This is a genomic window from Xanthobacter autotrophicus (assembly GCF_005871085.1).
GTDB lineage: Bacteria > Pseudomonadota > Alphaproteobacteria > Rhizobiales > Xanthobacteraceae > Xanthobacter > Xanthobacter autotrophicus.
Genome location: NZ_VAUP01000028.1, coordinates 322,095 through 348,659, shown reverse-complemented (window position 1 = coordinate 348,659; position 26,565 = coordinate 322,095). Strand labels below are relative to the sequence as shown.

Genomic DNA, 26,565 nt, shown 5'->3' with positions numbered 1-26,565 from the left:
TGAATACTCCATCCCCTTTTCAGATGCCTCCAAACCGTACCCTGACAGAGCTACCCCCTGGGTGTCATCGTGCGCGTCATGCGCAAGAAACTCACACCCAAGCTTCTCGATAGCCTCCAGGCCGCGACCACGAAGCGGTACGAAGTGCGTGATGATGTTGTCGTGGGCCTCATGATCCGCGTATCGGTGACGGGCGCCAGGGTCTGGTATCTTGCCACGACCGTGAAGGATCGCGCGCGTCGGATCAAGCTCGGCACCTATCCCATCCTCAGCCTTGCCGACGCCCGCGACAAAGCCCGCGAGGTGCTGCGCCAGATCCAGCTCGGCACCTTCGACGAGGAGCCAGAGATCCGGCTCACCCTTGGCAAGGTTATCCCCCAGTTTATTGAACTCTATGCCAAGCCGCGCAACCGCAGCTGGAAATCCACGCAGAGGGTCCTCGACAAGTTCGCGGCTCTGCACAACGCCCCCATTGACGAGATCAAGCGGGCCGACGTTGTGAGCGTGCTCGACGGGCTCACGACCTCCGGCCTGGGCACTGGAGCGAACCGGGCGCTAGCTGCGATCAAAAAGCTATTCGCCTGGTGCCTCGACCGCGGCACGATCGAAGTGAACCCGGTGGCTGCCCTGAAGGCGCCGGCAAAGGAAGTTGCACGCGACCGCGTCCTGACCGACGATGAAATCGTCGCTTGCTGGCGCGCCGCCGAGGGCGAAGGCTTCCCATTCGAGCCCTTCGCCAAGATGGTCATCCTCACCGGCCAGCGCCGGGGAGAGGTTGCCGGGATGCGCTGGTCCGAACTTGACCTCGACAAGGGCACATGGACCCTCCCGGCGATGCGCACGAAGAATGCCACACAGCATGTCGTGCCCTTGGCCCCTTTGGCCCTCTCGATCCTGAGCGCCCTTCCCCACTTCGCGGGCTCGGACTTCGTGTTCACCACCACGGGGCGCACAGCGATCTCGGGGTTTGGTCGTCTCAAGGCCCGCCTGGAGAAGGCCGCAGGCGCCGACGACTGGCGCATGCACGACATCCGGCGCACCGTCGCCACCAACATGGCCATGATGGGGGTCCAGCCCCATGTCATCGAGGCTGTGCTCAACCATAAAAGCGGCATCGTCTCGGGTGTCGCGGCCGTCTATAATCGCCACGCCTACACGCAGGAGAAGCGTGGAGCACTGATGGGGTGGGCCGAGCATGTCCAAGAGTTGGTCGATTCCGATCGGCGAAATCCAGGAAAAATACTTCCTGTCGCCGCGTGAGGCGATTGCACTTATTGGTCCGGAGACACATGGTAGCGCATGGGAAGACAATCTTCCCTTCGATGACGAGCGAATCAAGATTCCTCTGCGGAATCTTTATAAAGCGTTGGAAAGCGGGAAAGTCGACGCATTTTATCATGCTTTCGACGGTCACGAGCGACAACTCAAGCCCGCCGTAGCCGCAAATGAGTTTTTCAAGATCGATCTCAAACGAAATTGCTGCCTATTTGGACCAATTGAAAGTCACCCATATGAACTTAAAATATCTAAATCCGACCTCGTCGCCTTTCTTTCGAAACATAGACGTCCTTCGATCTCGACAAACGCGAGCGATTTATCAAAATGTTTCGTTTGGCTCTTAAATTTATTCACTAAACATCAAGAAGGGACCATTGGACCGAGCGACAAGCTATTCGAAGCTGCAAGGATAAAATTCCCGAGCCTGTCGCGACGAGCTTTCGATGACGCAAAACGCAGGGCTGTAAACGAATCAAACCGGCCGGATCTTCGACGTGGTGGACGACCGAAGGGGAGCAGGAAAAACCAAACCGGCACGCCAGAATAACCACGGCACCTGTTTTAACAGGAAACTTCCGCCCATCCTCCCCGAAGAGATCGCCGACATTGTGTTGCGATCAAACCACGGGAAGGCGCGATGGACGAACAACCCATATCCAAGGTCTTTCTGACCCGCACCGAGGTAAAAGCCCTCGGAATCCCCGGTAGCAACGTAACCTGGCTGCGCAACGAAGCGCGCGGACGGTTTCCCCGCCGCATTCGCATCGGCGGCACCAGAGTCTGCTGGGACCGCACCGAAATTCTAAACTGGATTGAAGAGCGGCGTGCTGAGCGTGCCCAGCACGTTTACGCAGATTACGCCTGATGGCGCCATAGCGCCTCCTGAAATCCTCCAAATCAAAGGCCCCAACATGCCCACCAGCATGAACGATTGCGCACGCCTTCGCCGGCGGGTCGCACCAGCTGATGCCACAACACCTTCTGTCCAAGGATCCTGATCATGCGAAAGCCGTTTCGACTGATGGAATCTATGCGTTCGCCTGACAGGAAAGCCGCTGCACTAGCATATGCAGAAGCAGGCCACCCCATCATCGCGCTCTACGGCGTGACCGACGGCGTATGCGACTGCGGAGTCCCAGCTTGCTCCCATCCCGGCAAGCATCCGATGACACCCTTTTTCCCGCATGGTTTCAAAGACGCCACGACCGATCCCGATAAGCTCAATCGGATCTTTGACAAGCACCCCAACGTAAATATCGGCCTGGTACCGACCGGCGATGTATTGATCGTCGACATAGACGGTTCAAAAGGCGAGGCCTCCGTTGCGGCTCTGAATCTCCCTGAAACGCTTTCTCAGCGAACAGGCAGGGGGCGCCATTGCGTTTTTACGTGCCAAGGGCTCGATGCCTGGAAAGCGCCAAATCTTGAAGGCGTCGACTTCCGGTACAATGGCAAAGGCTATGTTGTGGTCGCGCCCTCGGGCCACATTTGCGGGAAGCGTTATCGATGGCGGCATGGTCCCGACCTCGCGGCGAAGCTCAATCTACAGGTATTCAAGCCTCGCCGTGCGGTCCAGGTGGATTTCAGCATGTCGAGGAAGAAGGTTGGCGAAGGTGGCCGGAACACGCACCTCGCCAGCATGGCCGGCGTGCTACGCGCCAAGGGCACCCCAGAGAACGCGATCGCCGAGAGTCTCGCGGCAATCAACCAGGAAATGTGCGACCCACCCTTACCCCAGCGCGAGGTAGACAAGATCGCCAAGAGCGTCAGCTCCTACCCGACGCCCTCCGAGAAGGCTTTCGGGGACCTCGCATATGTGAAGGTCGAGGAAGTGCGCTGGCTCTATCGCCCGATCCTGCCGCGTGGCGTGGTGACGGTGCTCGAAGGCGATCCCGGTATCGGGAAGTCCAACTTCACCATGGCCCTCATCGCGGCCCTCACGACGGGGACGAGCGTTCCATGGTCTCCCGACGTCCCGAAGGGCGTTGTGGTGATCCTCAGCGCCGAGGATGATCCCGCACGCGTACTCAAACCACGGCTGATCGCCAACGGGGCAGACGTATCGAAGGGCCGCATCTGGTTCGCGCAGGAGTTGTTCACACTCGACGAGAGTGGTCTCGATCTCCTTCGGCAGAAGATCGCCGAGGCGACACCAGCTCTTGTCGTGATCGATCCGCTCGTCGCCTATATGGGGGCGGGCACGGACGTCCATAAGGCGACCGACATGACGCAATTCTTTGTCGGGCTTGCTCGTATTGCACGTGACAGTGACTGCGCCATCCTCGTCGTGCGCCACCTGCGCAAGAGCCGGCAGGGTGATGCCCTGATGCAGGGACATGGCTCGGTCGCCATCATCGGCAGCGTGCGTTCGGCCCTCGTCATGGCTCGGCATCCGCAAGACGCCGAGGTCCGCGCATTGGGACACTCCAAGTCGAACTACGGCCCGCTCGGCCCGACCATCACCTTCACGCTCACATCGCGTTCGCGAGATGGTGTGCCGGTGGTGAAATGGCTCGGCATCGACAAAAATCTGACCTCGGACCAACTCCTGCAGGCGCCGCCGAACCAAGGACCCGGACGCCCCGCCCGCGAAAGCGAGGATGTTCGGGCATTCCTTGAGGCACTGCTCGCTACAGGTGCGCGCGATTCCCGCGCGGTGCGCTTGGCTGCCGATGCTCGCTCCTTCGCTTGGATCACCGTGCGGCGGGTCGCCAAAGAACTCAATGTTCGCATGGTCCGCAAAGGCACCTCGTCCTTCTGGTCCTTGCCTTCCAAGAAAGGGACCTGACCCGAGTGGTGCTCTAAATTCCTATTTCAGGGGTTTTGAGCACGACCTCGCCCTGTCCGGCCCCCTCCCCCGCATAACCCGCCACAACAAGGCGTAAACCCGTAACCGCGCCCATGTTGCGCAGAAAGATACTCTCTTGTCTCACACCCTCGACACCCAATATCGCGATCGCATCGAGCGTGCCGTTATAGAGGCGATCACGAAGACGTCTTACAATCAAAATGTCGGCGGCGCGGCCCTCCACACCGGAGAAATCATAGACGCCCTCGTGAGCGTGATCGCGCTGGCCATTGCTTTGTCACGCCGCGATGATGCTGAACGCATCATCACTCTCGTAGCCCAGCGCATCGTCGACGACCTAAAGGTTCGGGAGAAGAACTTCCGCCGGCTGCTTGAAAGCGGCAGCGAAGTCCCAGCCGCGTAAGACCTTGATTGATATCCTATGGAGCCGGCGGGACGGTCCCGCCGGCTTTTTCAAATCGAACGCCCTCTGCTAGCGATACCATGTCCAGCGCGAGAAGGACCGGAACGGCAACCTCGGCAGCTTGGCCTACGCCCAAGGAAGCGGGCTCAGAGCCCCAAAAAAGGCATCTGCAGCATTTCGAACCGGCGCCCAACTCACGATCGCGGCGGGTTGAGCCCTTCAACACGACACTGCGACTCAATATCGACCCGTCGAGGTGGCGGGCCCCACTGATTGCCCTGCGATGCCAATGCCTCTCGGCTCGGCCACCTCCCTCCAACGCCGCCTTGGGTGAGCAATGGCCTTCCCACCGTGCCCACAAGGCATCATTTGTCCCGGGAGCGCTCGCTATTCGGACATTTTGTATCCGTCCGCTTGCCGGCTTCAGCTGACGCCCGTGACGTGCCTCCTTCGGCCATCGACTGACATACAAGGTGCTGCGTACGGTCGGCCGAGGTCGGACGCTGCTGGTGCGATTGAATGGTCTTTAACGCTTGGCGGGATGCTCCGCGTCCCCAAGCTGATGGCACCATCCGCCGCGCCTCGGCGGTGATTGTACCCTCCGGGGATGTGCCCTCAATCGCGTACGGCGCTCCCTGACGCCCGAGGTGGCATGCACCGGCGGGGCGGGCACGGCCTGGTGCCCCGGGGCGCCCTACTCGCTGTTGCAGCGCGGCAGCCGGCCGTGCCGCTCGACATGCTCCCAAATGAGCCGACGCTCAACGTACTGGATATAAGGATATAGGACGTCGGAGTCGCGGCGGATAATCACGGGCACGTGGACGCTCACCGACATGGGGGCCGGATCGATGGCGCCAAATTTACCGAAGTAGGTCACCCCACCAGCATGCCCCTTCATGCCTGTGGTGGCAGAGCGATGGAAATCCCCGATTCGACCCCTGAGGCCTTCCCCACCCCACGTCTTGCCGACGTAGATCACCTCACCCTCCTTGGCGATCACGTAAACACCCGGCTCGTTCGGAAGCGCGGCGCGATCGGTCCAGGGGAGGGATGGCGCAAGGAGGATGTTCATAAGAGGCAGACCAAACGTCGTGAATCTCAATTATGACTCATAGTCTATGGTCATGAACAAGCTCTAAAGCTCTCCATCCGCGCATGGACGTGCGGGCGCGGGTCGGCCAAAATGTGCAGAAGGTCAGACGCGACAAAGGCCTGTCGCAGGAGGAACTCGCTCACCGCGCCAATATTCATCAAACCTACCTGAGTGGCGTGGAAGGCGGGAAGCGCAATCCGTCAGTGCTGGTCTTGGCTCGAATTGCCAATGCGCTTGAGATTGATATAATTGATCTATTCCGCACCCATGGTAAGGGTCCGTCGCTCTAGTTTAGGGAACCGGCAACTACCTAAGAGGTATTGAATCTATCCGACCTATTTGCCTGCAAAGTCAGCGAGATACTCGGACGCAGGAATGACGCCGGACAGGAGCAGATGCTCGCGCGCCCGCGTACAGGCAACATAGAGCAATCGACGCTCCGTTTCGTAGATGTCGTCCAGTTCGGCTTCGTCTGCAGCGTCGGTAACACGTTCGTCGAGTGGCAGAACTCCTTCGTCGCATGCCATCACCACAACAGCGCGGAACTCCAACCCCTTGGCCAGGTCCATGGGTGCAGTTGATATTTGCTCGGCACCGTCGAGCCCGGCGATCGCCGCCCGGGCGCGCGCTACAAGCTGGGAGGAGCGGACGAAAAGGCCGATCTCATGGGCCGAAATGCCTTCTCCGAGCCAAGTTGCCACCACCGCGCGAACCGCTTCCGCCTCGGCTTCGATGCTGGACAGGCGTTTGACGTCCGGCAGCGGCCCATCGAAGACGGACACGATCCCGCGCCTCTCGTCCTCCATGCCATCGGTATCGCGCAAGACGGTTGGCAATAGCCTGTCGGCGGCACTGCGGATCTGTTGGGATGTCCGGTAGCAGACCTTGAGCGTGTGCGATCGACCCCTCACCTCGACGCCGAGGCTCGCCCATGAATAGGGATGCTGAAAGATGCGCTGGCCGACGTCGCCGGACAGGAACAGGCCATCCGGCCGGGCTGGCGCAAGCGCGGCGAAAAATCTCAGTTCGGCCGGCGCAAGGTCCTGCGCTTCGTCGATGATGACATGGTCGAACGCCTTGGATGGACGCCGCGCCAGAGCGTCCGCCAGTCCGGTGAAAACGTCCGCCCAGGTCGTATAGCGCTCTGCAGCCAGCGCCTCGCGCGTCGCCGCGAACACGGGCCACAGCCGTGCGCGCTGATTGGGACCAAGCCTGTTCTTGCGTCCCATACGCTGGACGGTGGAATAGGCGTCGAGCGATGTCAGGCCCCAAGCATCGACCACATTGCTCCACTCGGACAGCAGGAAGCGATCCGAAAACCCCTTCAGGTCCGTCGCGGCGGCGGCGGCACGCAGCCGCTCCCGCAGGATGGCGTCGGAGGCGATGCGGGGCCGCACCCCATGTTCAAGCTGATACATCTCCTCGGCGATCCCCCGGAACGACGCGGTGGTGATGCGCGGCACTATGCCTCCCGTCTCGGGTGCAAGCACCAGGAGCTTCTTCGCCAGGGCATCCGCCAGCGGCTGCGAGAAGCTCGTCAGCAGAATACGGGCGCGGGGATTGGCGCGCGCCAGCCGGACTGCACGATGGAGCGCGACGATGGTCTTGCCGGTGCCCGCGGAGCCTGCCACCCGCGCCGGCCCCGAGAAGGTGCGGTCCACCAGTGCGCGCTGCGAGGGATGCAGAAATACGCCCCATTTCTCCCACGGGAAGGCCAGCGCCTGTTCCAGTTCCTCCTGATTGGCGATGAGGCGGATGCGACGCAGCGCATCGGGATGGGCGAATGGAGAGGCAGGTGCCGGCGCGGGCAGCGCCAGGACGCCGGTCGCCGCATATTGCAGCAGCGCCTCGGCAGCCTCGGCCGGCAGGTGCCGGGCGAGGGCGAAGAATCCGTCCTCATTGGCCGCGCGCACGTCCGCCAGCCAATCGGCGGGCACGCCGATGGAGAGCAGTGCCTCGTCGTCGAGCGCGGCGAACAGACGCGGCGCAGCCTGCGGACCCTCGGTCGGTGCAGGAAAGACGAGATCAAGCGTTGCTGGCGCGGCAACGTCCTCCACCCGCTCCCGCACCTCAACGATCTGGATGGCGCCGGTGCGCGGATGCGCCTCGATCCGCCGCCGCTCCGCCCAGGCATAGGCATCGTCGTGATGACCCACATAGGCGAGGAGCAGGCTGTCGCCGGTCTTGTGGATGACGAGGCGGATGTCGCGATTGACGCGGGCGGACCAGAAATTGGCATCCTTGGACTTGTCGATGCGGTGCAGCTTCAGCCCGTTGCCTGCCGGGTCCATCTGCAGGTCGAACACGCTCGCCTTCACCGCCTTCTGGTCCGGGCCGGACAGGCGGGTGAAGGATGAGGTGAAGGTCTCGGCGATGAGGAAGGTCAAAGGCCGATGCTCATTCAAGGTCCGAGGAGGGATGGCCGACAAGAGTGGCCGCGCGCTCGACGACACGCAAGATCAGGCCGGAGTCGAATGCAGACATCAGGGTGCCGTCGCAAAACCGCTCTTGCCGGACGCAAACGGTGATCAGCCGGCCAAGTTGCTCTGGGGTTGCCATCGCGATTGCCGTCTCGTCGTCTTGCAATGCTTTAGCCTCGTCGGACTGTGCCCAGACTGGCCAGTCGAAATCCATCAACACCCAGGAATGCCGATAGGCTGCCTTAACGAAAGCATCGACCACGGGATCGTATTGGATGAATGGCATTTGGAAGACGCCTGGCTCAGTCTGCTCGCCTCCCCTCACTTTGCCAGCGGTGAAACCGGGCTGCCGCAATGGGGGGAGAAAATCGGCCAGTGCCTGAATATCCGCGCGGGTCATGTCGCGAACACCTTCATCACCTCATCCCCGAAGTGGTTGATGACCTTGACCGCGATGCGCCGCCCCGGCGGCCGTGGAAACGGCCGGGACGTATCGGAATAGAGCGTGGCCCAGGCGTCGGCGTCGATCTCGGCCTGCAGGGCCGTCTTCAGGCTCTTGTAGGGATCGTTGTCGCCGAGGAAGTAGGCGTGGCGGACGAAGAAGCTTTCTTCGTTATAGTCGGTGTCGATGAACCAGGCGGCGATGCCGGCGGTGTCGTTGGAGCGGATGGCGCCGGTGTTGGGATCGAACACGTCCACCCCGTTCACCTTCACGCGGATATCCGGCCCGCCGTCGTCGAGGATCTCCACGTCCGGCTCGCCGAACACCACGAACATGTTGCCGCGCCCGGTGTTCTTCAGTTCCTCCGACATGTGCATGTCGGGGTTGATGCGGGCTTTGAGGATCTTCAGGCTGCCCAGGCTAGCGAGTTCCGAGGAATGGGCGTCGAAATTGAAGGCGCAGGCGATCAGCACGTCGAAGCGCGCATCCACCGCCTCGCGGGCGGCGGCGACGATGTCCTGGCGGCCCACCGTGCCGTATTCGGGGCCGATGAGGATCGCGGCGCGGCGCTCGGGGCCGTTCTCGCCCTCGATGAAGGTGCCGCTGGCGCCGATGAAATGGCCCGGCCACGGCGTCAGGCTCTCGAAGGTGATGCGGTCGCCCTTAGCCTGCTGCTTCACCCCCTCGGCCTTCAGATAGTCGATGACGATGGCGGAGAAGTCCTGCCCGCCGAGGTCGGCATCGGCGGGGGCGCGGCGGCCCTCGGCGGCGTCGATCTCGTCGATCAGCTCTTCCTCGCTGGCCGGCAGCACGCGATGGGGCGAGAGGCTTTCCACCGTGAAGGGGCCGGCGACGCGCACGCGGGACGTGTCGGCGTAGGGCTTGTCGTAGAGATATTCCACATCGGCGCGGGCGGCGATGGAGGCGTCGATCTCGCTCTGGCGAGCGATGCGCGCCTCCCACCATTGGGCGTGGGGCGCGGCGGCGGCGGCAGGGGCGCCGGGGGGCAGGTCGCGGGGGATCTGCCATTCCTCGTAAGTCGTGCCGAGCGCGGCATTGAGCGCGGCGCGCAGGGGCTCCAGCACCTGTTGCCACTTCTCCCAGATGTCGTCGATGAGGGGATTGTTGGCGATGGATTTCAGGGTGATGTGCGGCACGCGCTCATAGACGAAGCCCTGGCGGATGTCGTTGTGCGCCGGGGTGTCGGCGGGCGGGCGCTTGGTCAGCGCTGCCTCCTTGGCGCGGCCCTCGCGGCTGTCGGCGAGCAGGTACCAGGGATAGCGCGCCGCCATCAGGCGCGTGCGCGCCAGCGCCAGCGCCACGCGGGAGGTGTCGATGGTGATCCAGCGCCGGCCCCATTGCTCCGCCACATAGGCCGTGGTGCCCGAGCCGCAGGTGGGATCGAGCACGAGGTCGCCGGGATCGGTGGCCATCAGGATGCAGCGTTTTACAACATCTTCGTTGGTCTGAACCACATAGGTTTGCTGCGTCGCGCCCGATGAATCGGCCCAAAGGTTTGTGATTCGACCAACGGGATAGTCGCTATGACGGAGTATATACCTTAAAGTCGAACCACTAGGATGGATCCTATTGGCTCGGAATGCCTTTTGCATCCCGTTTCGATCCGTCTTCCAGCTGTTTGATTTCGGCGGATTCCATGCGCGTCCTTCAAAATCAAACTTAAAATCTTGGTTGCGCCGATACTGCGCTGGTAAAAGCGATATAGACTGATAAACAGAAGCGCCTTTTGGCAGAAGCGAGTGATTGCGGCGCTCTTCGGCCGTTAGCTTGTAACGCTGTCCATCTGGGAGGATGGCATCGCCCCATATACTTTCGCCATCCAAACTTTTCTCGTAAAATAAAGGACGACTCTTTATGTTATTGCGATTTTTTCCGTACCACATGATGTAATCGCTCACGCCTTCGGTGACGTCGGAGCCCATAGGCATCATTTTCTTGCGGAAAGTAATAAGGGAAGCAAAATTTGAATCGCCAAATACCTCATCAAGTATCGCTCTAACACGGTGCATATTCTCATCGCTTATCTGCACGAAAATCGACCCGCTCTCCGTGAGCAAATCCCGCATCACGGTGAGGCGGTCGCGCAGATAGGTGAGGTAGGAGTGGATGCCGTCCTTCCAGGTGTCGCGGAAGGCCTTCACCTGCTCCGGCTCGCGGGAGATGTCGGTCTGCTTGCCGTCCTTCACGTCGCGCGAGAGGGTGGAGACCTGCCAGTTGGAATTGAACTTGATGCCGTAGGGCGGATCGAAATAGATGGCCTGCACCTTGCCGCGCAGGCTCTCGCGCTCCGCAAGGCTCGCCATCACCTGCAGGCTGTCGCCGAGGATCATGCGGTTCGACCAGTGCTGGTCGTGCTGGTAGAATTCCGCCCGCTGGTCCGGCGCGATGCCGTTGAAATCGGAGAACAGGTCGGGCGCGTCGGTGTCCGCCTCCCGCTTTTGGGCCGTGCGGCGCTTGAGGTCGTCGATGATGGCTTTCGGGTGGATCTTCTCCTGGATATAGAGCGGCGGCACGTTCACCACGAGGTCGGACCAGTCCTGCCGGTCCTTGCCCCGCCACACCAGTTGCGCGTCGGCAAGGGTGAGCGTGCCCCTCTCGGCCAGCTCCTGCATCTGCTCCGGCGTGATGGTGATCTTCGCCCCGTTCCAGATCAATTCGGGCTGGCGCGGCTCCTCCTGCGTGCGCGTCTCCCCCTCCCCCAGCGGCCGTGCGCGCGGATAATGCACCGGCGCCATGGGGGCGGAATCCTCCTCCCGCCGGAAAAAGCTCTCCATCTCCGCCGTGGGAATGTTCACCCTCGTGGCCGCCTCATGCTTCAGCGCATCGACGGCCTTGGAGGATTTGGGGGCCTTCGGAGAACGGGCCATCAGGCGGGAACCTTCTTGAGCAGTCGTTCGACCAGCGCGGCGAAGTCTTCGGTCATGGTCGTCCAGTCACGGAATTCGGCGAAGTCCCAGCGGCCGAAGCCGCCGAGGGCGTTGACGCCGGGCACCCACAGGTCGCGCGTCGTCTGCGCCTTGGCCTTGTCGGCCTCGTCGCGCAGGCCCTTCACTTCCAGCACGAGATTGAGCGGCGTGGTGCCGCCATCATCCAGCCGCACGAGGAAATCGGGCACATAGCGCCGCATGGTGCCGCCATCGAGATAGGGGATCTCGAAGCCCAGCGCCTGGTTCTTGGCATAGGCGATCACACGCGGATGGGTCTCCAGCGTGAGGGCCAGTTGTTCCTCCCAGCTGGAATCCAGCACCACATGGCTGATCTGGCACTTGGGCGGCTGCGCGCCGGTCTTCCAGCAGGGCTTCGAGGTGATGAAATTGACGTGGCGGGTGGACCCCTTCGGATTGTAGGGATCAAGCACCGCCATGATCCTCCCCTCGCTGCCGCGGGTGAGGGCGATGTCGATCTTCTCCGCCGCACGGGCCAGTTGGTCCTGATAGAGGATGGCGCCGATGGGCACGCCCTTCGTCACCAGGTAGCCCTCGTCCAGCCAGCGGCGCGCAATGCGCTGGATCTGCGGGAACAGGTGCTGCTTGGGAAAGCCCTCCTCGTCGCGGAAATGCGTGTAGAGCAGGTGCTTGGCGAGGTTGAAGCTGATCTCGGAGGGCCGCAGCCGCTCCAGCACCTGGGGCGTGATGGTGACGCCGGCGCCGACGATGCCCTCCATCACCACCGCCGTCGGGCCGATGTCCAGGATCGTGATCTCCAGCCGGCTGTCCTCGGAAAAGTGCGGCTCCAGCTTTTCCGAGGACAGCTCCCGCCGATAGCCGCTGACGCGGGGAAAGGCGATCTCCAGCCCCGCCCGCTCCTTGATGGCGTGGACACGCGTGACCGGCTTCGGCTTGACCGGCTCGGCCTTTTGCGGAGAGGCGGCAAAATCGAACGGAATGCCCATGATGTCGGCATATTCCACGTCGAACAGGCCGGTCTCGGGGTTCAGGTCGTAGGATTGCCGGCGCAGGGCCCGGCCCACCACCTGCTCGCACAAAAGCTGGGTGCCGAAGGCGCGCACGCCGAGGATGTGGGTGACGGTGTTGGTGTCCCATCCCTCGGTCAGCATGGACACCGAGACCACGCAGCGGATCTGCTCGCCGAGGCGGCCAGGGCGGCCCACCGTGTTCATCACCTCGCGCAGCAGTTCGCCCTCGCTGACGTCGCCGTTGCCCGCGGCGCCGAGGCGGTCGTTCAGCTCGCGCTTGAACTGCTCGATCTCCGGGCCGGCGGCGTCGCGGAACCCCTTGTCCAGCGCCTTGCCGGATTCGATCTCGCGGGAATCGATCAGCAACGTGCGCGGGCGGGGAAGGCGGGCGCCGTGCTCGTCATAATTGCGGAACAGCTCCAGGTGGCCCGCATGAAAGGCCGCGCGCTCGCCCTCGGCGGCATCGCCGCGCTCGAAGCCGGCGATCCATTCGAACACCAGCTTGGAAATGGCCGTGTTCTGGCACACGACGATGAACACCGGCGGCACCCCGATGCCGGCACGCTCCCACCTGTGGTACTCGCCTTCGTAATGGCTGTAGAGCGCGGTCAGCGCAGTCAGCAGCGTCGTCGGCAGATCGAACGGGCTCATCTTGGCGGCGCCGGCGGCGGTCTTCGGCAGGGACTTGCCGATCGACTTCCACAGATCGCGGTAGACCACCGTATCGGTCTGCACGAGATTGTCGGTCACCGGCACGCGGGGCAGCTTGACGATGCCGCTCTCGATGGCATCCATCAGGCTGAAATCGGACACCACCCAGGGGAAGAGATACCCCTCCGGATAGCCCGAGCCGCGCAGGAAGAAAGGCGTGGCGGAGAGGTCGTAAACCGCGCGCACCCCCTTCGACAGCCTGCGATCCAGCGCCTCGATGCCGTTGATCCAGAGCCGCGCCGCCTCTTCGTTCTCGGCCGCCTCCTTCTTGTCCTCCCCCGTGAGCGGACCTTCGGCGTCGCCTCCCACCTTGTGGCGGTAGCAATGGTGCGCCTCGTCGTTGATGACTGTGACGCGGTCGTAATTGAGCAGCTTGCCGCATGCTCTTTCGAGCATCTCGGCGTCGGTCTCGGTGGTTTTCAACGGCTCCGGCGCGTTGCCCTGCAGGAAGCTGCGCGCGACCTTGGGCAAGGCGAGCGTCTCGCGGTGCTGGAACGCGTGGTAGTTGGTGATGACGATTTCCGCACGCCGGATGTCCGGCAGCATCTCCGGCGGCACGATCTCGCGCGTCTCGTAATAATTGTCCGGCTCGCTGGGAAGCAGCACACGCAGGCGGTCGCGGATGGTGATGCCCGGGGCGATGATCAGGAAGGCGCGGGAGAAATCCTTCGAAGCCTTGCGCGCAGCATTGACCGCCTGCCAGGCGATCAGCATGGCCATGACGGTGGTCTTGCCACTGCCGGTCGCCATCTTCATGGCGAGACGAAAAAGCGCGGGATTGGCCTCCTGGTTGTGCTGTTCCAGTTCGTCGCGCAGGCGCCTGGTGGCGGCGCGCTTCGGGGCGACCTCGGTCAGCCAGATGATGGTTTCGGCCGCTTCAATCTGGCAGAAGAAAGGTTGCGGGCCTGAAAACTGCCCATGCCGCCAGTGTTCCAGAAGCCGCTGCGTCGTCCCTGTCACCCCCCAATCGGTAGGGTTGGGCAGCGCGCGCCACGTGTCGACATAACCACGAATCTCGTTGATGAGAGGGTAGTCGCTGTAGGTTTCCAGATCGAGCGAGGCCTGACCGGTCGACGCCTTCTTCCTCGAGGCTGGGACGGGCACGATGTGCCGGGAGGGGCGGCGGCCATGCCTCGGCTCGCCGTCGATCGGCTGGCCATTCTTGTCGAGTGGATGGTGCAATCCCGGCACGCGATATGGCGAGTTAAGAATCGGCCGCTCGTAAAAGCTGGTCAAACTGCGAATCCCCCGCCTGCAACCTGCATCATATCCAAGGCGAGAGCTGCGCCAATGCCTTCAGCGCCGGATCAGAATTTCAATCAAAGGTTGCGTCGACCGATGCCTGCCCGAGTGGCGCACTCAGCCGGAACATGGAGTTACCCCTGACAATCCAGAACCGATCATCTTATTGAACTGATCGTCCAGCGAAGGAGGGACGATCATGTCCACAAAACCGATTGCCGCCACGAAACCGTCAACGAACCCGCCCGAGACGGTGACCTTAAAGGCGATTTGCGCCGAGTTGAAAATTGACCCCCGCCTCGCTCGCGAGAAGCTGCGCATCGCTGCCCGAGAGGCGAAAAAGTTCCCTGAACTCGCCAAAACCCACAAGCCACGATTGGCATGGGAATGGCCGAAGGGCTCGGAGGCGGAGAAGCAGGCGAGAGCTGCGCTCCTCGCGTGACCCGAGCGGTGGTGCTCATAATTCCTACAATAAGGATTTTGACCACCACCACAGGGCGCTACTCATTTGTTGGCGTTCACGATGGCAGGGAAAACGTTGGCACCCTGCCCCGCTGGGTGACACCGCGATTGTTCGTCGCCCTGCATGGGCTTGAAATCCGCGTGACGACAATCGGTCTGGCCTCGCGAACAACATCTTGGGTGTTCAAACCCGCGATCCATGGGCCAAGTCCTACATTCCGGGACATGGTGGTGGTCATAATTCCTAAGTTGACGATTATGATCACCACCAACCTGCGGGTCAGTGGCCCCAGTGTGGTACCTCGCTAGGAGTTTGAGGTGACGAGCTTTCGGCGCTACATCGGGGTCGACTATTCCGGCGCCGAGACGCCCAACGCCAGCATCAAAGGGTTGCGCGTTTATGCAGGCGAAGCCGATTCGGGACCTGTCGAGGTGCTCCCACCCCCGTCACCGCGAAAATATTGGACCCGGCGCGGGGTCGCCGACTGGTTGGTGGAGCAGCTCTCACGCGACATTCCCACCATCGTCGGCATCGATCACGGGTTCTCTTTCCCACTGCGCTATTTCGAGGAGCACCAGCTTCCGACGGACTGGCCCAGCTTTCTCGACGATTTTCACCGGCACTGGCCGACCGACGAGGACAACACCTACGTCGATTTTGTGCGCGACGGCTCGGCCGGCAATGGCGCAGCCCGAAAGGGCAATGCGCGTTGGCGGCGGCTGACAGAGATTCGTGCCGGCAGCGCCAAGTCGGTTTTTCACTTCGACGTCCAGGGCACCGTGGCGAAGTCCACGCATGCCGGGATCCCCTGGCTGCGCTTTATCCGCCAACATATGGGCGACCGCGTGCATTTCTGGCCCTTCGATGGCTGGACCCCGCTTGAAGGCCGATCGGTCATTGCCGAGGTGTACCCGGCCCTCTGGAGCCGAAGTTATGAGCGTGAGGACCGTACCGGTGACCAACACGACGCCTTCAGCATCGCGGCGTGGCTTTCCCGTGCCGATCACGATGGCAGCCTCGGCACATTCCTGAACCCCGAGCTGACACCACCTGACCGGGTACAGGCACAAGTGGAGGGCTGGATCCTCGGCGTGCCCGGCACGATTCGCATCAGCGCCCCGTAGGCGCGGGCACCCGGACCACGAGAGCAAGGTTAGCGGTGCCCGCACCGCTGGGAAGGCGAGAACCTCTGCCGCTATAGACGCGCCCTATCGCGGCCGCTGACGCACCAAACCGGCACATTCCGCATCAGCCCGCTTCGTTCAAGCACGCCGCTCTCGACACCCCGGGGAAACCCAGGCGTCTGATATACTGGTACCGTCCAAGAGAGACGATCTCTAGAGCTTTGATTTCATTGGAAAATGAGTGGTGCCCAGGGACGGAGTCGAACCGCCGACACTGCGATTTTCAGTCGCATGCTCTACCAACTGAGCTACCTGGGCGTCCAACCGGCGGCAGCGCCGTTTGGAGCCGCGAGTGTATAATCAGGAAGTCGGGACCTGTCCAGAGCCGCCGCACCGGACACGCTTGCAGCCGGGCCGACTGTGGAAAACCCACCGGCAGAGTTTCAGAAAGCTGCTGTCCTGCCTCGCTTTGCGCATCGCGCCGCCGAACCGCGTCACTTGTCCGATGAGGCGCGCAAATGTCCGGCCGCGGGTCCGGCAAGCATCACCCGAGCACCAGGCAGGCATCACGCAGCTATCGGATTCGCCGTGTCTTCTCCGCAGGAAGCTGGCACAATGGAAGCTTGAACGGGTGATGTCGCCCCGGATCTGCCGGGTCCTCTGCCCGGGTGCCGGGCGGATGAGCGTACGGGGGAAAGCGTGGCCGAGAGGAAGGTGAAGGGGGCCTTGGAGGTCCAGCTGCCGCACGTTCAGGATCACGAGGACTATGTGACCGGCTCCGGCGCGCCCGCCGCGACGGCCGTGACCCTCGAACAGGCCCTGGGTGTCCAGGTGCGCTCCATCCGGCGGGAACTGGATCTCACGGTGTCGGACCTCGCCGGCGCCGCGGGCATTTCCGTTGGCATGCTCTCCAAGATTGAGAACGGCCAGATCTCGCCTTCCCTCGGCACGCTGCAAGCCATCTCCAAGGCGCTCAACGTGCCTATCACCACCCTGTTCTCGGCCTTCGAGGAGCGGCGCGACTGCTCCTTCGTGCGCGCCCACCAGGGCGTCATCATCGAGCGGCGCGGCACCAAGGTCGGCCACCAATATGAGTTGCTCGGCCATGGGCTCGGCGGTGACATCGTGGTGGAGCCCTATCTCATCACCCTGTCGGAAGAAGCGGCGCCCCATACCGGCTTCCGTCACGCCGGGGTGGAGTTCATCTACATGCTGTCGGGCGAGGTGCTGTATCGCCACGCGGACCGTACCTACCATCTGCGAGCCGGGGACTCGCTGATGTTCGATTCCGGCGCCGCCCACGGCCCGGAAGACCTGATCCAGCGACCCATGACCTACCTGTCCATCATCGTCTACGGCCGCGACCGGCACTGAGAGCCCGCGCGGCGTCGGGCAAAGCGCGAGGTCGGCGGCATGAGGCGCGCCAGAGGCCGCAGCTCCGCCACACCACCCGGTCTGCGCTAAAGTTTCTTCAAGCGAAAATTTTATTCGTTGTCGTTGACGCCCTAGGCCGTTGGGCGTACTTCTTCCACTCAAGGTCGCTCACGCGGCCCGGAATGGAGACAGTGACAGCGCCATGTGCGGCATCGTCGGACTTTTCTTGAAGGACCCCAAGCTCGAAGGCGAGCTCGGGGCCATGCTCGCCTCCATGCTTTGCGTCATGACGGATCGCGGCCCCGACAGCGCGGGCTTCGCCGTCTATGGCAGCGGAGCGAAGGACAAGGTGAAGCTCTCGCTGCGCGCCACGGCGTCCTACGACTTCGAGGCGCTCGCGGCCGGCCTGTCGCTCCCGGCCGCCGGCCTGCCGGGCCTGGTGGTGCGCGGCACCCATGCCATCGTCGAGATTCCCGCCGCGCGGGAAACGGCGGTGCGCGCCTTCCTGGTGGAGCGCCATCCGGAAGTGGCCATCGTCGGCACCGGCGAGCGCATGGAAATCTTCAAGGAGGTGGGCCTGCCCGCGTCCGTGGCCGAGACCTTCGGCCTTCCGAGCATGCGCGGCACCCATGGCATCGGCCACACTCGCATGGCCACCGAGAGCGCGGTGACCACAGCCGGTGCGCACCCCTTCTCCACCGGCGCCGACCAGTGCCTTGTGCACAACGGCTCGCTCTCCAACCACAACGCCCTGCGCCGCGCTCTGAAGCGCGAGGGCATCACCATCGAGACCGACAACGACAGCGAGGTGGCCGCCGGCTATCTCACCTGGCGGATGAAGCAGGGCGCGTCCCTGGGCGAGGCACTGGATGCCGGCCTCAAGGACCTCGACGGCTTCTTCACCTTCGTGGTGGGCACCGAGAACGGCTTCGGCGTGCTGCGTGATCCCATCGCCTGCAAGCCCGCCGTGATGGCCGAGACCGACCAGTATGTGGCCTTCGGCTCGGAATATCGTGCCCTGGTGGACCTGCCGGGCATCGCCAAGGCCCGTGTCTTCGAGCCGGAACCCGCCACCGTCTATTTCTGGGAGCGCGCCCAGTGAACGCCATCTCCCCCGACATCACCTTCGACCTCGCCGATACCGCCCTGCGCGAGCTGAATGCGGCGCTCCACGCCGCCACCGGCGAAAGCAACGCCCGCCGCTGGCGGGTGCTGAACCCCAATGGCCGCCACGCGGTGGCGGTGGGCATCAATGCCCCCCTCACCGTCGAGATCGAGGGCCACGTGGGCTATTACTGCGCCGGCATGAATGCCGAGGCGTCCGTGATCATCCACGGCAATGCCGGCGTGGGCCTTGCCGAGAACATGATGAGCGGCTTCGTCCATGTGCGCGGCGATGCCAGCCAGGCGGCCGGCGCCACCGGCCACGGCGGCCTGCTGGTGATCGACGGCAATGCCTCGGCCCGCTGCGGCATCTCCATGAAGGGCATCGACATCGTGGTGAAGGGCTCGGTGGGCCACATGAGCGCATTCATGGGCCAGTCCGGCAGCCTGGTGGTGCTCGGCGATGCCGGCGAGGCGCTGGGCGACAGCCTCTATGAGGCGAAGCTGTTCGTGCGCGGCTCCGTCAAGTCGCTGGGCGCCGACTGCATCGAGAAGGAGATGCGCGACGAGCACAAGGTGCTTCTGGCGGAGAAGCTGAAGGCCGCCGGCCTTGAAGGCACCGTCGATGTCGCCGCGTTCAAGCGCTACGGCTCGGCCCGGCAGCTCTACAATTTCCACGTCGACAACGCGTCCGCGTACTGAGGGCCGAGACGATGACCGCTCATTCCAACGTGCCCCGCACCCCGCCTCGCTTCTCGGCCACCTTCGATCCGGCGACATTGGCCGAGATCCGCCGCGCGGCGGCCACCGGCATCTATGACATCCGTGGCGGCGGCACCAAGCGCAAGGTGCCCCACTTCGACGACCTGCTCTTCCTCGGCGCCTCCATGTCGCGCTATCCGCTGGAAGGCTATCGCGAGAAGTGCGGCACCGAGGTGGTGCTCGGCACCCGCTTCGCCAAGAAGCCCATCACCCTGAAGACTCCGGTGACCATCGCTGGCATGAGCTTCGGCGCGCTCTCGGCCCAGGCCAAGGAAGCGCTGGGGCGCGGCGCCACCACGGTGGGGACCTCCACCACCACCGGCGACGGCGGCATGACGCCGGAAGAGCGGGGGCAGTCGCAGACCCTGGTCTACCAGTACCTGCCCTCGCGCTATGGCATGAACCCGGTGGATCTGCGCAAGGCCGACGCCATCGAGATCGTCATCGGCCAGGGCGCCAAGCCCGGCGGCGGCGGCATGCTGCTGGGCCAGAAGATCTCCGATCGCGTCGCCGCCATGCGCAACCTGCCCAAGGGCATCGACCAGCGCTCGGCCTGCCGCCATCCCGACTGGACCGGCCCGGACGATCTTGAGATCAAGATCGAGGAACTGCGCGAGCTCACCGACTGGGAAAAGCCCATCTATGTGAAGGTCGGCGCCTCCCGCCCCTATTACGACATCGCGCTGGCGGTGAAGGCGGGTGCCGACGTGGTGGTGCTCGACGGCATGCAGGGCGGCACAGCGGCGACCCAGGACGTGTTCATCGAGAACGTCGGCATCCCCATCCTCGCCGCCATCCGGCCGGCCGTGCAGGCGCTGCAGGACCTCGGCATGCACCGCAAGGTGCAGCTCATCGTCTCCGGCGGCATCCGCTCCGGCGCGGACGTGGCCAAGGCGCTGGCGCTGGGCGCCGACGCGGTGGCCATCGGCACGGCGGCCCTCGTCGCGCTGGGCGACAACGATCCCCAGTATGAGGACGAATACCAGGCACTCGGCACCACCGCCGGGGCCTATGACGACTGGCACGAGGGGCTCGACCCCGCCGGCATCACCACCCAGGACCCGGTGCTCTCAGCCCGGCTCGATCCGGTGAAGGCCGGCCACCGGCTCGCCAATTATCTTTCGGTGATGACGCTGGAGGCGCAGACCATCGCCCGCGCCTGCGGCAAGAGCCACGTGCACAATCTGGAGCCGGAGGACCTCGTCGCCCTCACGGTGGAGGCCGCCGCCATGGCCGGCGTGCCGCTGGCCGGCACCTCATGGATACCGGGACGCACCGGCGGCTACTGAACCGGGCGTTTCCTGACTTCGGCCGCGCCGCTCGACCGGCGCGGCCTTCATAAAAATCCAGAACATCCAGACCTTCCTGCCAGGGATCGAACCCATGACCAGTACAACCGAAATCGCTCGGGAGGCGGAAGGGCGCGCCTCCGTCTCCGCCAAGGCGAGCCTGGACCTTGCCAAGATCGCCAAAGAGCGCGGCATCACCTATTTCCTCATCTCCTACGTGGACCTGTTCGGCGGCCTGCGGGCCAAGCTGGTGCCCGCCTCCGCCATCGGCCCCATGCAGAAGGAAGGTGCCGGTTTCGCCGGCTTCGCCACCTGGCTCGACATGTCGCCGGCCGACCCGGACCTGTTCGCGGTGCCCGACCCCACCAGCCTCATCCAGCTGCCGTGGAAAGAGGAAATCGGCTGGCTCGCCGCCGACCTCTACATGGGCGGCAAGGAAGTGGAGCAGGCGCCCCGCACCGTTCTGAAGCGCCAGCTCGCCGCCGCCGCGGCGCTGGGCTACGAGGTGAAGACCGGTGTGGAGTGCGAGTACTTCCTGATCACGCCGGACGGCAAGGGCATCTCCGATACGTCCGACACGGCGGAAAAGCCCTGCTACGACCAGTCCGCCCTCATGCGCCGCTATGATGTCATCAAGGACATCTGCGATGCCATGATCAAGCTCGGCTGGGGCGCCTACCAGAACGACCACGAGGACGCCAACGGCCAGTTCGAGATGAACTGGAACTATGACAACGCGCTGCTCACCGCCGACCGTCATGTCTTCTTCAAGTACATGGTGAAGTCGATCGCGGAACAGCATGGCCTGCGCGCCACCTTCATGCCCAAGCCCTTCATCAACCTCACCGGCTCGGGCTGCCATGCCCATGTCTCGCTGTGGTCGAAAGGCAAGAATGCCTTCTCCGATCCCAAGGGCGATCTGGGCGTCTCGCAGCTCGGCTATCATTTCATCGGCGGCCTGATCCACAATGCGGACGCGCTGTGCGCCATCACCAATCCCACGGTGAATTCCTACAAGCGCATCAACGCCCCGCGCACCATCTCGGGGGCCACCTGGGCGCCCAACACGGTGACCTACACCGGCAACAACCGCACCCACATGATCCGCATTCCGGACGCGGGCCGCTTCGAGTTCCGCCTCGCTGACGGCGCGGCCAACCCCTACCTGCTGCAGGCGGGCCTCACGGCGGCGGGCCTCGATGGCATCGAGAACCAGCGCGATCCGGGCAAGCGGCTCGACATCAACATGTACACCGACGGGCACAAGGTGAAGGGCGCCAAGCGCCTGCCGCTGAACATGCTCGACGCCCTGCGCGCGCTGGAGAAGTCCCGCGTGCTGGGCGAGCGCCTGGGCCAGCCCTTCGTCACCGGCTATCTCAAGCTGAAGAACGAGGAATGGAACGCCTATTCCCGCCACCTCACCCAGTGGGAACGGGACAACACGCTCGATATCTGATCCGCTCCGTCCGAACGGCTGACAGGAACCCGGCGCGCGCCCCGCGCCGGGTTTTTTGCGTCTCGGGCGCACGGCACCGGACCACCCGGCATCCGTTCACCGGCGTCAGCATAGGCCGGCCCGATCGCCGACAGCGCCGCGCCGCGCACCTCGCGCCGGACAGCTTGAGGCCCGTCGCCCTCCCTTTGGGCATTCCGTAAGGTTTTTCGGTTGCAGAGGCATTCTGAAAAACAAAGGTGAATCCCTTCACCTCCGGAAACACGCCTTTTTTTGCAGCAATATTTGTCTTCCTTTGCGTCATAAAAAGGTCGACATGGTCCTCCCCCCGCCGAGCCACGACGGACAGGCCGCGAGCGCACGCCGGCCGCGCCCTCACCTCCCCCAGGAAAGTCGCATTACATCAGATAGATGCACCGATTTTTGAGACAAAGCCCGCCGGCTGGGCGCCGCCCCGGCCGCATTATGCCTCTCTGGCATAAGAGTTGCTCAGGAGTGAACTCGGGTCTGAAGCGGGCTGCGCCATGCGCCAGCCGCTGGCGGCCTGCCACACGGCAACAGCGTTCGGGGATCTTCATGACGGATCAATTGGCCGCGCTGACGACCATCTTCACGGAATTCTACTATTTCCTGACGGTCGTCCTCATGTTCTTCATCCATGTGGGCTTCTGCATGTACGAAGTGGGTGCCGCACGGGTGAAGAACGTGCAGCACACCCTGCTCAAGAACACCATGGCGATCCCACTGGTGGGCCTGGCCTTCTTCCTGTTCGGCATGTGGATCTACATCGCCTTCCAGGGCTGGCCCATCTCCACCAGTTCGCTCAGCTTCACCACCGGCTTCGAGCCGTGGTCCACCAAGATCGCGCCCAACCTCACCGACCGCATCTCCGGCGTGTTCTGGGCGGCCTTCGCCCTGTTCGGCATGACGGCGGCGTCCATTGTCTCGGGCGCGCTCATCGAGCGCACCAAGACCTCGGGATTCTTCATCCTGGCCATCTACGTGGGCGCCATCGCCTGGGTCATTCCGGCGGCCTGGGCCTGGGCCGGCAACGGCTGGATGGCGCAGTATCTCGGCTTCCACGACCAGTATTGCTCAGCCATCCTGCACTCGGTGGCGGGCTTTGCCACGCTGGGCGTGCTCATCAACCTCGGCCCGCGCATCGGCAAGTTCGCCGCCGACGGCACGCCGCGCGAGATCCCGGCGCACAATCCCTGGCTCGTCACCATCGGCCTCTTCATGATCTATGTGGGCTTCTGGGGCTTCTACGCTGCCTGCCACATCCCGATCGTGGACGTGGGCACCGCCGGCGCGCCCTACTTCACCGCCACCAACATCTATGGTGTTCCGATCACCCTGTCGGGCGTCACCATGAACTTCCTGCTCGCCCTGTTCGGCGGCATGGTCGCGGCCTACATGATCTCCAACGGCAACGCCTACTGGACCTATTCCGGCGGCCTCACCGGCCTCATCTCGGCCAGCGCCGGCAACGACTTCTATCACCCCATCATCGCCCTCGTGATTGCCGTCGCGGGCACGGTGATGGCGTACAAGCTGCACTATTGGGTGGAGCGGAAGTTCAAGATCGACGACGCGGTGGGCGCCGTCGCGGTGCACGGCTATTGCGGCCTGTTCGGCGGCATCATCGCGGGCTTCGCATTGTGGGGGTATCCCGCCGTGCTGCCCTCGGCGGGGGCGGTGATCGTACTGGGCGAAGGCGTGGGCTGGTTCGGCGTCAATGCCGAAGGCCTGCCCATCATCACGCCCGTGGGCAACATCATCGGCTCGCTGGTGTTCGCCATCGGCTTCGGCTTCATCCCCGGCTACGTCATCTCGAAGCTGCTGGCCATGGCCGGTCTGCTGCGTGTGCCGGCCGCCGCCGAAGTCAACGGCCTGGATGGCAAGCACGTGCCTGCCACCTACCCCCACCATTCCGGCATGGAAGAGGCTTTCGAGAGCATCCAGCGCCGGGAAGCCAAATATCCGGCCAAACCCTGATCGCCAGACACGGAGCAAGCCAATGAATACGGGTATCACCTCCCTCGCGAAACTGCCGGAGATGGCGGAAGTGTATCCCTTCGCCGGATACGAGCCGCTGTTCTCCATCATCGCGCTGGTTTTCTTCGTGGCGTTCATCTTCAAGCAGATCGCCATGGACAAGGCGTTCCACGAGGAGATGATCGACCACACGCCGGAGGCCATCGCCACACCGGCGGAATAGGCGTCCGCCATCCTGGCGGTCTCACCGAACGCACCGGAGCCTGCGGCGGAAGCCCTTTCCGCCCAGTTGATCGCACGGTCCTCCCGCAGGGCCGTGCGATTTGCGTTTCACGAGATCACGCCGAGACCGACAGGGGCGGCGCGAGCCAGGGCAGCGCGCTGGCGAGGCCCGGCAGCACCTCGCTCTCCAGCGTCCGCCGGCAGAAGGCGGCCACCTCCCGTGGCACCCGCCCCAGCTCCTGCCGCCGCGCGATCAGGGTGAGGTTGCGGGAGAAGGCCGGCCCCGGCAGAGGCGCGCAGGAGAAGCGGGCGAAATCCACCCCCGCCTCAAAGAGGCAGAGCGGGGTCGACACCGCCATCCCCTCCCCCGCCGCAACCGTGGCGGTGACGCCATAGGGCGTATCGAATTCCAGCCGGCGCGGCAGGTCGAGCTTCAGGCGCCGCAAATGCCGCTCAACCTCGATCCCGGTCTTGGAGCGCGCCGAGAAGCGCACCAGCGACAGCCGGCGGGCGAGCCGCGCCAGATCCTCCACCCGCGCCGGGGCGGCCTCGCCGGCGGGCAGCAGCAGCACATAGGGCTCGGTGAAGAGGGGGAAGCGCTCCAGCCCTTCGATGTCGGCGAGTTCGTCCACGCCCACCAGCAGGTCGAGCTGGCGCGACAGCAGCGCGCTAGCGTGGGAGGCGGTGAGTCCCGCCAGCAGCGACACCTCCTCCGCCACCCCGGAGAGCCGCCCGGCCAGCGGCGCCGACAAGGCGCGGGAGAGGGAATCCACCAGCCCGGCGCGGATCAGCGGCAGGCGGCCGTGCTCGGTCTCCTTCAGGGCCGGCACGATCTGCCGCGCCTCGGAGAGCAGCGCGCTGGCCTTCTGCCGCAGCACGCCGCCCGCCGCCGTGAGCCCCAGCGGCCGCACGCTGCGATCGAACAGGGCGACGCCCATGCGCCCCTCCAGCTCCGCCACCGCCTGCGACACCGCCGGCTGGGTGAGGCCGAGCCGCCGCGCCGCCCCTGCCATGGCGCCGGCCTCGCAGACCGCGAGGAAGATCTCCAGCGTCTTCAGATCGAAGGGAAAAAGCTCGCGCATGATGCCGATCCGGGCGTCAGGGGATACTATAAGCAGGATTTATATTAACCCTCGTTAGCTGCCGAGATATAGAGGCTTACGAGGGGTCCCCCAAGCGAGTGAACGATGTCCCGCTATTCCGTCCTCAGCCTCATCGCCAACGCGCTCACCGGTCAGACCGGGTGGAAGCCCGCCTGGCGGGATGCCACGCCGAAGCCCGCCTATGACGTGATCATCGTGGGTGGCGGCGGCCATGGCCTCGCCACCGCCTATTACCTTGCCAACGAGCATGGCATCCGCAACGTGGCGGTGCTGGAGAAGGCGCACATCGGCTCCGGCAATGCCGGGCGCAACACCACCATCATCCGCTCCAACTACCTGCTGCCGGGCAACGAGCCGTTCTACGAATGGTCCATGAAATTGTGGGAGGGCCTGGAGCAGGACCTCAACTACAACGCCATGGTCTCCCAGCGCGGCATCATCAATCTGTTCCACTCGGACGGCCAGCGCGACGCCTATGCCCGGCGCGGCAACGCCATGCGCCTTGCCGGCGCGGACTGCGAGTTGCTCGACCGGGCGCAGGTGAAGGCGCTGTGTCCCTTCCTCGATTTCGACAATTCGCGCTTCCCCATCAAGGGCGGGCTGATGCAGGCCCGCGCCGGCACCGCGCGCCATGACGCGGTGGTGTGGGGCTATGCCCGCGCCGCCGACCGGCTCGGCGTGGACATCGTGCAGAATTGCGAGGTCACCGGGTTCATCCGCGAGGGCGATGCGGTGGTAGGGGTGGAGACCACGCGCGGCGCCATCCGTGCCGGCAAGGTGGGCCTTGCGGTGGCCGGCTCCACCTCCCGCCTCACCCGCCTGCTGGACCTGCGCCTGCCCATCGAGAGCCATGCGCTGCAGGCCTTCGTCTCGGAGGGGCTGAAGCCGCTGGTGCCGGGGGTGATCACTTTCGGTATGGGGCATTTCTACGTGAGCCAGTCCGACAAGGGCGGCCTGGTCTTCGGCGGCGACATCGAGGGCTACAATTCCTATGCCCAGCGCGGCAATCTGCCGGTGGTGGAGGACGTGGCCGAGGGCGGCATGGCGGTGATGCCGCTCATCGGCCGGCTGCGCATGTTGCGCGCCTGGGGCGGGCTCGTGGACATGTCCATGGACGGCTCGCCCATCATCGACGTGGGGCCGCTGCCCGGCCTCTACCTCAACACGGCGTGGAACTACGGAGGCTTCAAGGCGACGCCGGCCTCCGGCTGGTGCTTCGCCCACACCATCGCAAAGGATGCGGCCCACGCCTTCAACGCCGCCTTCCGCCTCGACCGCTTCCGCTCCGGCCACATCATCGATGAGAAGGGGGTCGGCGCCCAGCCGAACCTGCACTGA

At 64.0% G+C, this 26,565-nt stretch carries 22 protein-coding genes and 1 tRNA gene; 16 read left to right on the top strand and 7 right to left on the bottom strand.

Features of this window, described 5'->3' with window-relative positions; translation table 11 throughout:
• Window positions 1-78 precede the first annotated feature (78 nt).
• The 5 genes from FBQ73_RS13410 (at window position 79) to FBQ73_RS13390 (ending at window position 4,490) form a co-directional block, all read left to right on the top strand.
• Window positions 79-1,260 (top strand): tyrosine-type recombinase/integrase, encoded by a 1,182-nt coding sequence (locus FBQ73_RS13410; RefSeq protein ID WP_138399990.1) that lies wholly within the window; start codon window positions 79-81, stop codon window positions 1,258-1,260.
• Complete coding sequence (locus tag FBQ73_RS13405; protein WP_138399989.1) at window positions 1,196-1,825, top strand: hypothetical protein; 630 nt, start codon at window positions 1,196-1,198, stop codon at window positions 1,823-1,825. The genes FBQ73_RS13410 and FBQ73_RS13405 overlap by 65 nt, the downstream gene beginning before the upstream one ends.
• A gap of 90 nt (window positions 1,826-1,915) precedes the next feature.
• Window positions 1,916-2,143 carry a helix-turn-helix transcriptional regulator gene (locus tag FBQ73_RS13400; protein WP_138399988.1) on the top strand — a complete coding sequence of 76 codons (228 nt, stop codon included), beginning with the start codon at window positions 1,916-1,918 and terminating at the stop codon, window positions 2,141-2,143.
• A 135-nt stretch (window positions 2,144-2,278) separates the two neighbouring features.
• Complete coding sequence (locus tag FBQ73_RS13395) at window positions 2,279-4,066, top strand: AAA family ATPase (RefSeq protein WP_138399987.1); 1,788 nt, start codon at window positions 2,279-2,281, stop codon at window positions 4,064-4,066.
• Between the two features lie 136 nt (window positions 4,067-4,202).
• Entirely contained in the window at window positions 4,203-4,490 is a 288-nt protein-coding gene (locus tag FBQ73_RS13390; protein WP_138399986.1) for a hypothetical protein, read from the top strand.
• 694 nt (window positions 4,491-5,184) lie between these two features.
• On the opposite strand, the gene FBQ73_RS13385 is transcribed toward FBQ73_RS13390, so the two are convergent.
• Entirely contained in the window at window positions 5,185-5,562 is a 378-nt protein-coding gene (locus FBQ73_RS13385; protein ID WP_138399985.1) for a hypothetical protein, read from the bottom strand.
• Between the two features lie 83 nt (window positions 5,563-5,645).
• Here FBQ73_RS13385 and FBQ73_RS13380 point away from each other — a divergent pair, with 83 nt between their 5' ends.
• Window positions 5,646-5,873 (top strand): helix-turn-helix domain-containing protein, encoded by a 228-nt coding sequence (locus tag FBQ73_RS13380; RefSeq protein WP_138399984.1) that lies wholly within the window; start codon window positions 5,646-5,648, stop codon window positions 5,871-5,873.
• Window positions 5,874-5,918: 45 nt separating this feature from the next.
• Here the strand turns inward: FBQ73_RS13380 and FBQ73_RS13375 are convergent, their stop codons facing one another.
• The 4 genes from FBQ73_RS13375 to FBQ73_RS13360 all read right to left on the bottom strand — a co-directional run bounded on the left by FBQ73_RS13375 (window position 5,919) and on the right by FBQ73_RS13360 (window position 14,329).
• Window positions 5,919-7,889, bottom strand: a complete 1,971-nt coding sequence (locus FBQ73_RS13375; RefSeq protein WP_246089694.1) for a UvrD-helicase domain-containing protein — start codon at window positions 7,887-7,889, stop codon at window positions 5,919-5,921.
• 91 nt (window positions 7,890-7,980) lie between these two features.
• On the bottom strand, window positions 7,981-8,403 hold the full coding sequence (locus FBQ73_RS13370) for a DUF6508 domain-containing protein (protein ID WP_138399982.1): 423 nt from the start codon (window positions 8,401-8,403) through the stop codon (window positions 7,981-7,983).
• Window positions 8,400-11,333 carry a site-specific DNA-methyltransferase gene (locus tag FBQ73_RS13365; protein ID WP_138399981.1) on the bottom strand — a complete coding sequence of 978 codons (2,934 nt, stop codon included), beginning with the start codon at window positions 11,331-11,333 and terminating at the stop codon, window positions 8,400-8,402. Before FBQ73_RS13365 ends, FBQ73_RS13370 begins: the two co-directional genes overlap by 4 nt.
• Complete coding sequence (locus FBQ73_RS13360) at window positions 11,333-14,329, bottom strand: BPTD_3080 family restriction endonuclease (protein ID WP_138399980.1); 2,997 nt, start codon at window positions 14,327-14,329, stop codon at window positions 11,333-11,335. Before FBQ73_RS13360 ends, FBQ73_RS13365 begins: the two co-directional genes overlap by 1 nt.
• 205 nt (window positions 14,330-14,534) lie before the next feature.
• Between FBQ73_RS13360 and FBQ73_RS13355 the strand changes: the two genes are divergently transcribed.
• Together FBQ73_RS13355 and FBQ73_RS13350 are read left to right on the top strand one after the other, a co-directional pair.
• A complete protein-coding gene (locus tag FBQ73_RS13355) occupies window positions 14,535-14,777 on the top strand; it encodes a hypothetical protein (protein ID WP_138399979.1) in 243 nt (80 codons plus the stop codon).
• A 338-nt stretch (window positions 14,778-15,115) separates the two neighbouring features.
• Window positions 15,116-15,922, top strand: a complete 807-nt coding sequence (locus FBQ73_RS13350; RefSeq protein ID WP_138399978.1) for a hypothetical protein — start codon at window positions 15,116-15,118, stop codon at window positions 15,920-15,922.
• A gap of 242 nt (window positions 15,923-16,164) precedes the next feature.
• On the opposite strand, the gene FBQ73_RS13345 is transcribed toward FBQ73_RS13350, so the two are convergent.
• Window positions 16,165-16,240, bottom strand: a tRNA-Phe gene (locus FBQ73_RS13345).
• 381 nt (window positions 16,241-16,621) lie between these two features.
• Between FBQ73_RS13345 and FBQ73_RS13340 the strand changes: the two genes are divergently transcribed.
• From FBQ73_RS13340 to FBQ73_RS13310, 7 genes are all read left to right on the top strand, one after another.
• Complete coding sequence (locus tag FBQ73_RS13340; protein WP_210236769.1) at window positions 16,622-17,296, top strand: helix-turn-helix domain-containing protein; 675 nt, start codon at window positions 16,622-16,624, stop codon at window positions 17,294-17,296.
• 202 nt (window positions 17,297-17,498) lie between these two features.
• A complete protein-coding gene (locus tag FBQ73_RS13335; protein WP_138399977.1) occupies window positions 17,499-18,398 on the top strand; it encodes a class II glutamine amidotransferase in 900 nt (299 codons plus the stop codon).
• Entirely contained in the window at window positions 18,395-19,102 is a 708-nt protein-coding gene (locus tag FBQ73_RS13330; RefSeq protein ID WP_138399976.1) for a protein glxC, read from the top strand. Before FBQ73_RS13335 ends, FBQ73_RS13330 begins: the two co-directional genes overlap by 4 nt.
• A gap of 11 nt (window positions 19,103-19,113) precedes the next feature.
• Window positions 19,114-20,451: an FMN-binding glutamate synthase family protein gene (locus FBQ73_RS13325; RefSeq protein WP_138399975.1), complete on the top strand. Its 1,338-nt coding sequence runs from the start codon at window positions 19,114-19,116 to the stop codon at window positions 20,449-20,451.
• Window positions 20,452-20,545: 94 nt separating this feature from the next.
• Window positions 20,546-21,907 (top strand): type III glutamate--ammonia ligase, encoded by a 1,362-nt coding sequence (gene glnT / locus FBQ73_RS13320; protein WP_246089692.1) that lies wholly within the window; start codon window positions 20,546-20,548, stop codon window positions 21,905-21,907.
• Window positions 21,908-22,480: 573 nt separating this feature from the next.
• Window positions 22,481-23,902: an ammonium transporter gene (locus FBQ73_RS13315; RefSeq protein WP_138399974.1), complete on the top strand. Its 1,422-nt coding sequence runs from the start codon at window positions 22,481-22,483 to the stop codon at window positions 23,900-23,902.
• A gap of 22 nt (window positions 23,903-23,924) precedes the next feature.
• The gene (locus FBQ73_RS13310) at window positions 23,925-24,125 is read left to right on the top strand and encodes a hypothetical protein (protein ID WP_138399973.1); all 201 of its coding nucleotides are present in this window, start codon (window positions 23,925-23,927) and stop codon (window positions 24,123-24,125) included.
• A 115-nt stretch (window positions 24,126-24,240) separates the two neighbouring features.
• On the opposite strand, the gene FBQ73_RS13305 is transcribed toward FBQ73_RS13310, so the two are convergent.
• A complete protein-coding gene (locus tag FBQ73_RS13305) occupies window positions 24,241-25,206 on the bottom strand; it encodes a LysR family transcriptional regulator (protein WP_138399972.1) in 966 nt (321 codons plus the stop codon).
• Window positions 25,207-25,311: 105 nt separating this feature from the next.
• Between FBQ73_RS13305 and FBQ73_RS13300 the strand changes: the two genes are divergently transcribed.
• On the top strand, window positions 25,312-26,565 hold the full coding sequence (locus FBQ73_RS13300) for a sarcosine oxidase subunit beta family protein (RefSeq protein ID WP_138399971.1): 1,254 nt from the start codon (window positions 25,312-25,314) through the stop codon (window positions 26,563-26,565).

Bases quoted from the DNA above. Each gene is read 5' to 3' on its own strand.
- FBQ73_RS13410 (WP_138399990.1), top strand. From the start codon at position 79: ATGCGCAAGAAACTCACACCCAAGCTTCTCGATAGCCTCCAGGCCGCG.
- FBQ73_RS13405 (WP_138399989.1), top strand. From the start codon at position 1,196: ATGTCCAAGAGTTGGTCGATTCCGATCGGCGAAATCCAGGAAAAATAC.
- FBQ73_RS13400 (WP_138399988.1), top strand. From the start codon at position 1,916: ATGGACGAACAACCCATATCCAAGGTCTTTCTGACCCGCACCGAGGTA.
- FBQ73_RS13395 (WP_138399987.1), top strand. From the start codon at position 2,279: ATGCGAAAGCCGTTTCGACTGATGGAATCTATGCGTTCGCCTGACAGG.
- FBQ73_RS13385 (WP_138399985.1), bottom strand. From the start codon at position 5,562: ATGAACATCCTCCTTGCGCCATCCCTCCCCTGGACCGATCGCGCCGCG.
- FBQ73_RS13380 (WP_138399984.1), top strand. From the start codon at position 5,646: ATGGACGTGCGGGCGCGGGTCGGCCAAAATGTGCAGAAGGTCAGACGC.
- FBQ73_RS13370 (WP_138399982.1), bottom strand. From the start codon at position 8,403: ATGACCCGCGCGGATATTCAGGCACTGGCCGATTTTCTCCCCCCATTG.
- FBQ73_RS13365 (WP_138399981.1), bottom strand. From the start codon at position 11,333: ATGGCCCGTTCTCCGAAGGCCCCCAAATCCTCCAAGGCCGTCGATGCG.
- FBQ73_RS13355 (WP_138399979.1), top strand. From the start codon at position 14,535: ATGTCCACAAAACCGATTGCCGCCACGAAACCGTCAACGAACCCGCCC.
- FBQ73_RS13335 (WP_138399977.1), top strand. From the start codon at position 17,499: ATGTGCGGCATCGTCGGACTTTTCTTGAAGGACCCCAAGCTCGAAGGC.
- FBQ73_RS13325 (WP_138399975.1), top strand. From the start codon at position 19,114: ATGACCGCTCATTCCAACGTGCCCCGCACCCCGCCTCGCTTCTCGGCC.
- glnT (WP_246089692.1), top strand. From the start codon at position 20,546: ATGACCAGTACAACCGAAATCGCTCGGGAGGCGGAAGGGCGCGCCTCC.
- FBQ73_RS13315 (WP_138399974.1), top strand. From the start codon at position 22,481: ATGACGGATCAATTGGCCGCGCTGACGACCATCTTCACGGAATTCTAC.
- FBQ73_RS13310 (WP_138399973.1), top strand. From the start codon at position 23,925: ATGAATACGGGTATCACCTCCCTCGCGAAACTGCCGGAGATGGCGGAA.
- FBQ73_RS13305 (WP_138399972.1), bottom strand. From the start codon at position 25,206: ATGCGCGAGCTTTTTCCCTTCGATCTGAAGACGCTGGAGATCTTCCTC.
- FBQ73_RS13300 (WP_138399971.1), top strand. From the start codon at position 25,312: ATGTCCCGCTATTCCGTCCTCAGCCTCATCGCCAACGCGCTCACCGGT.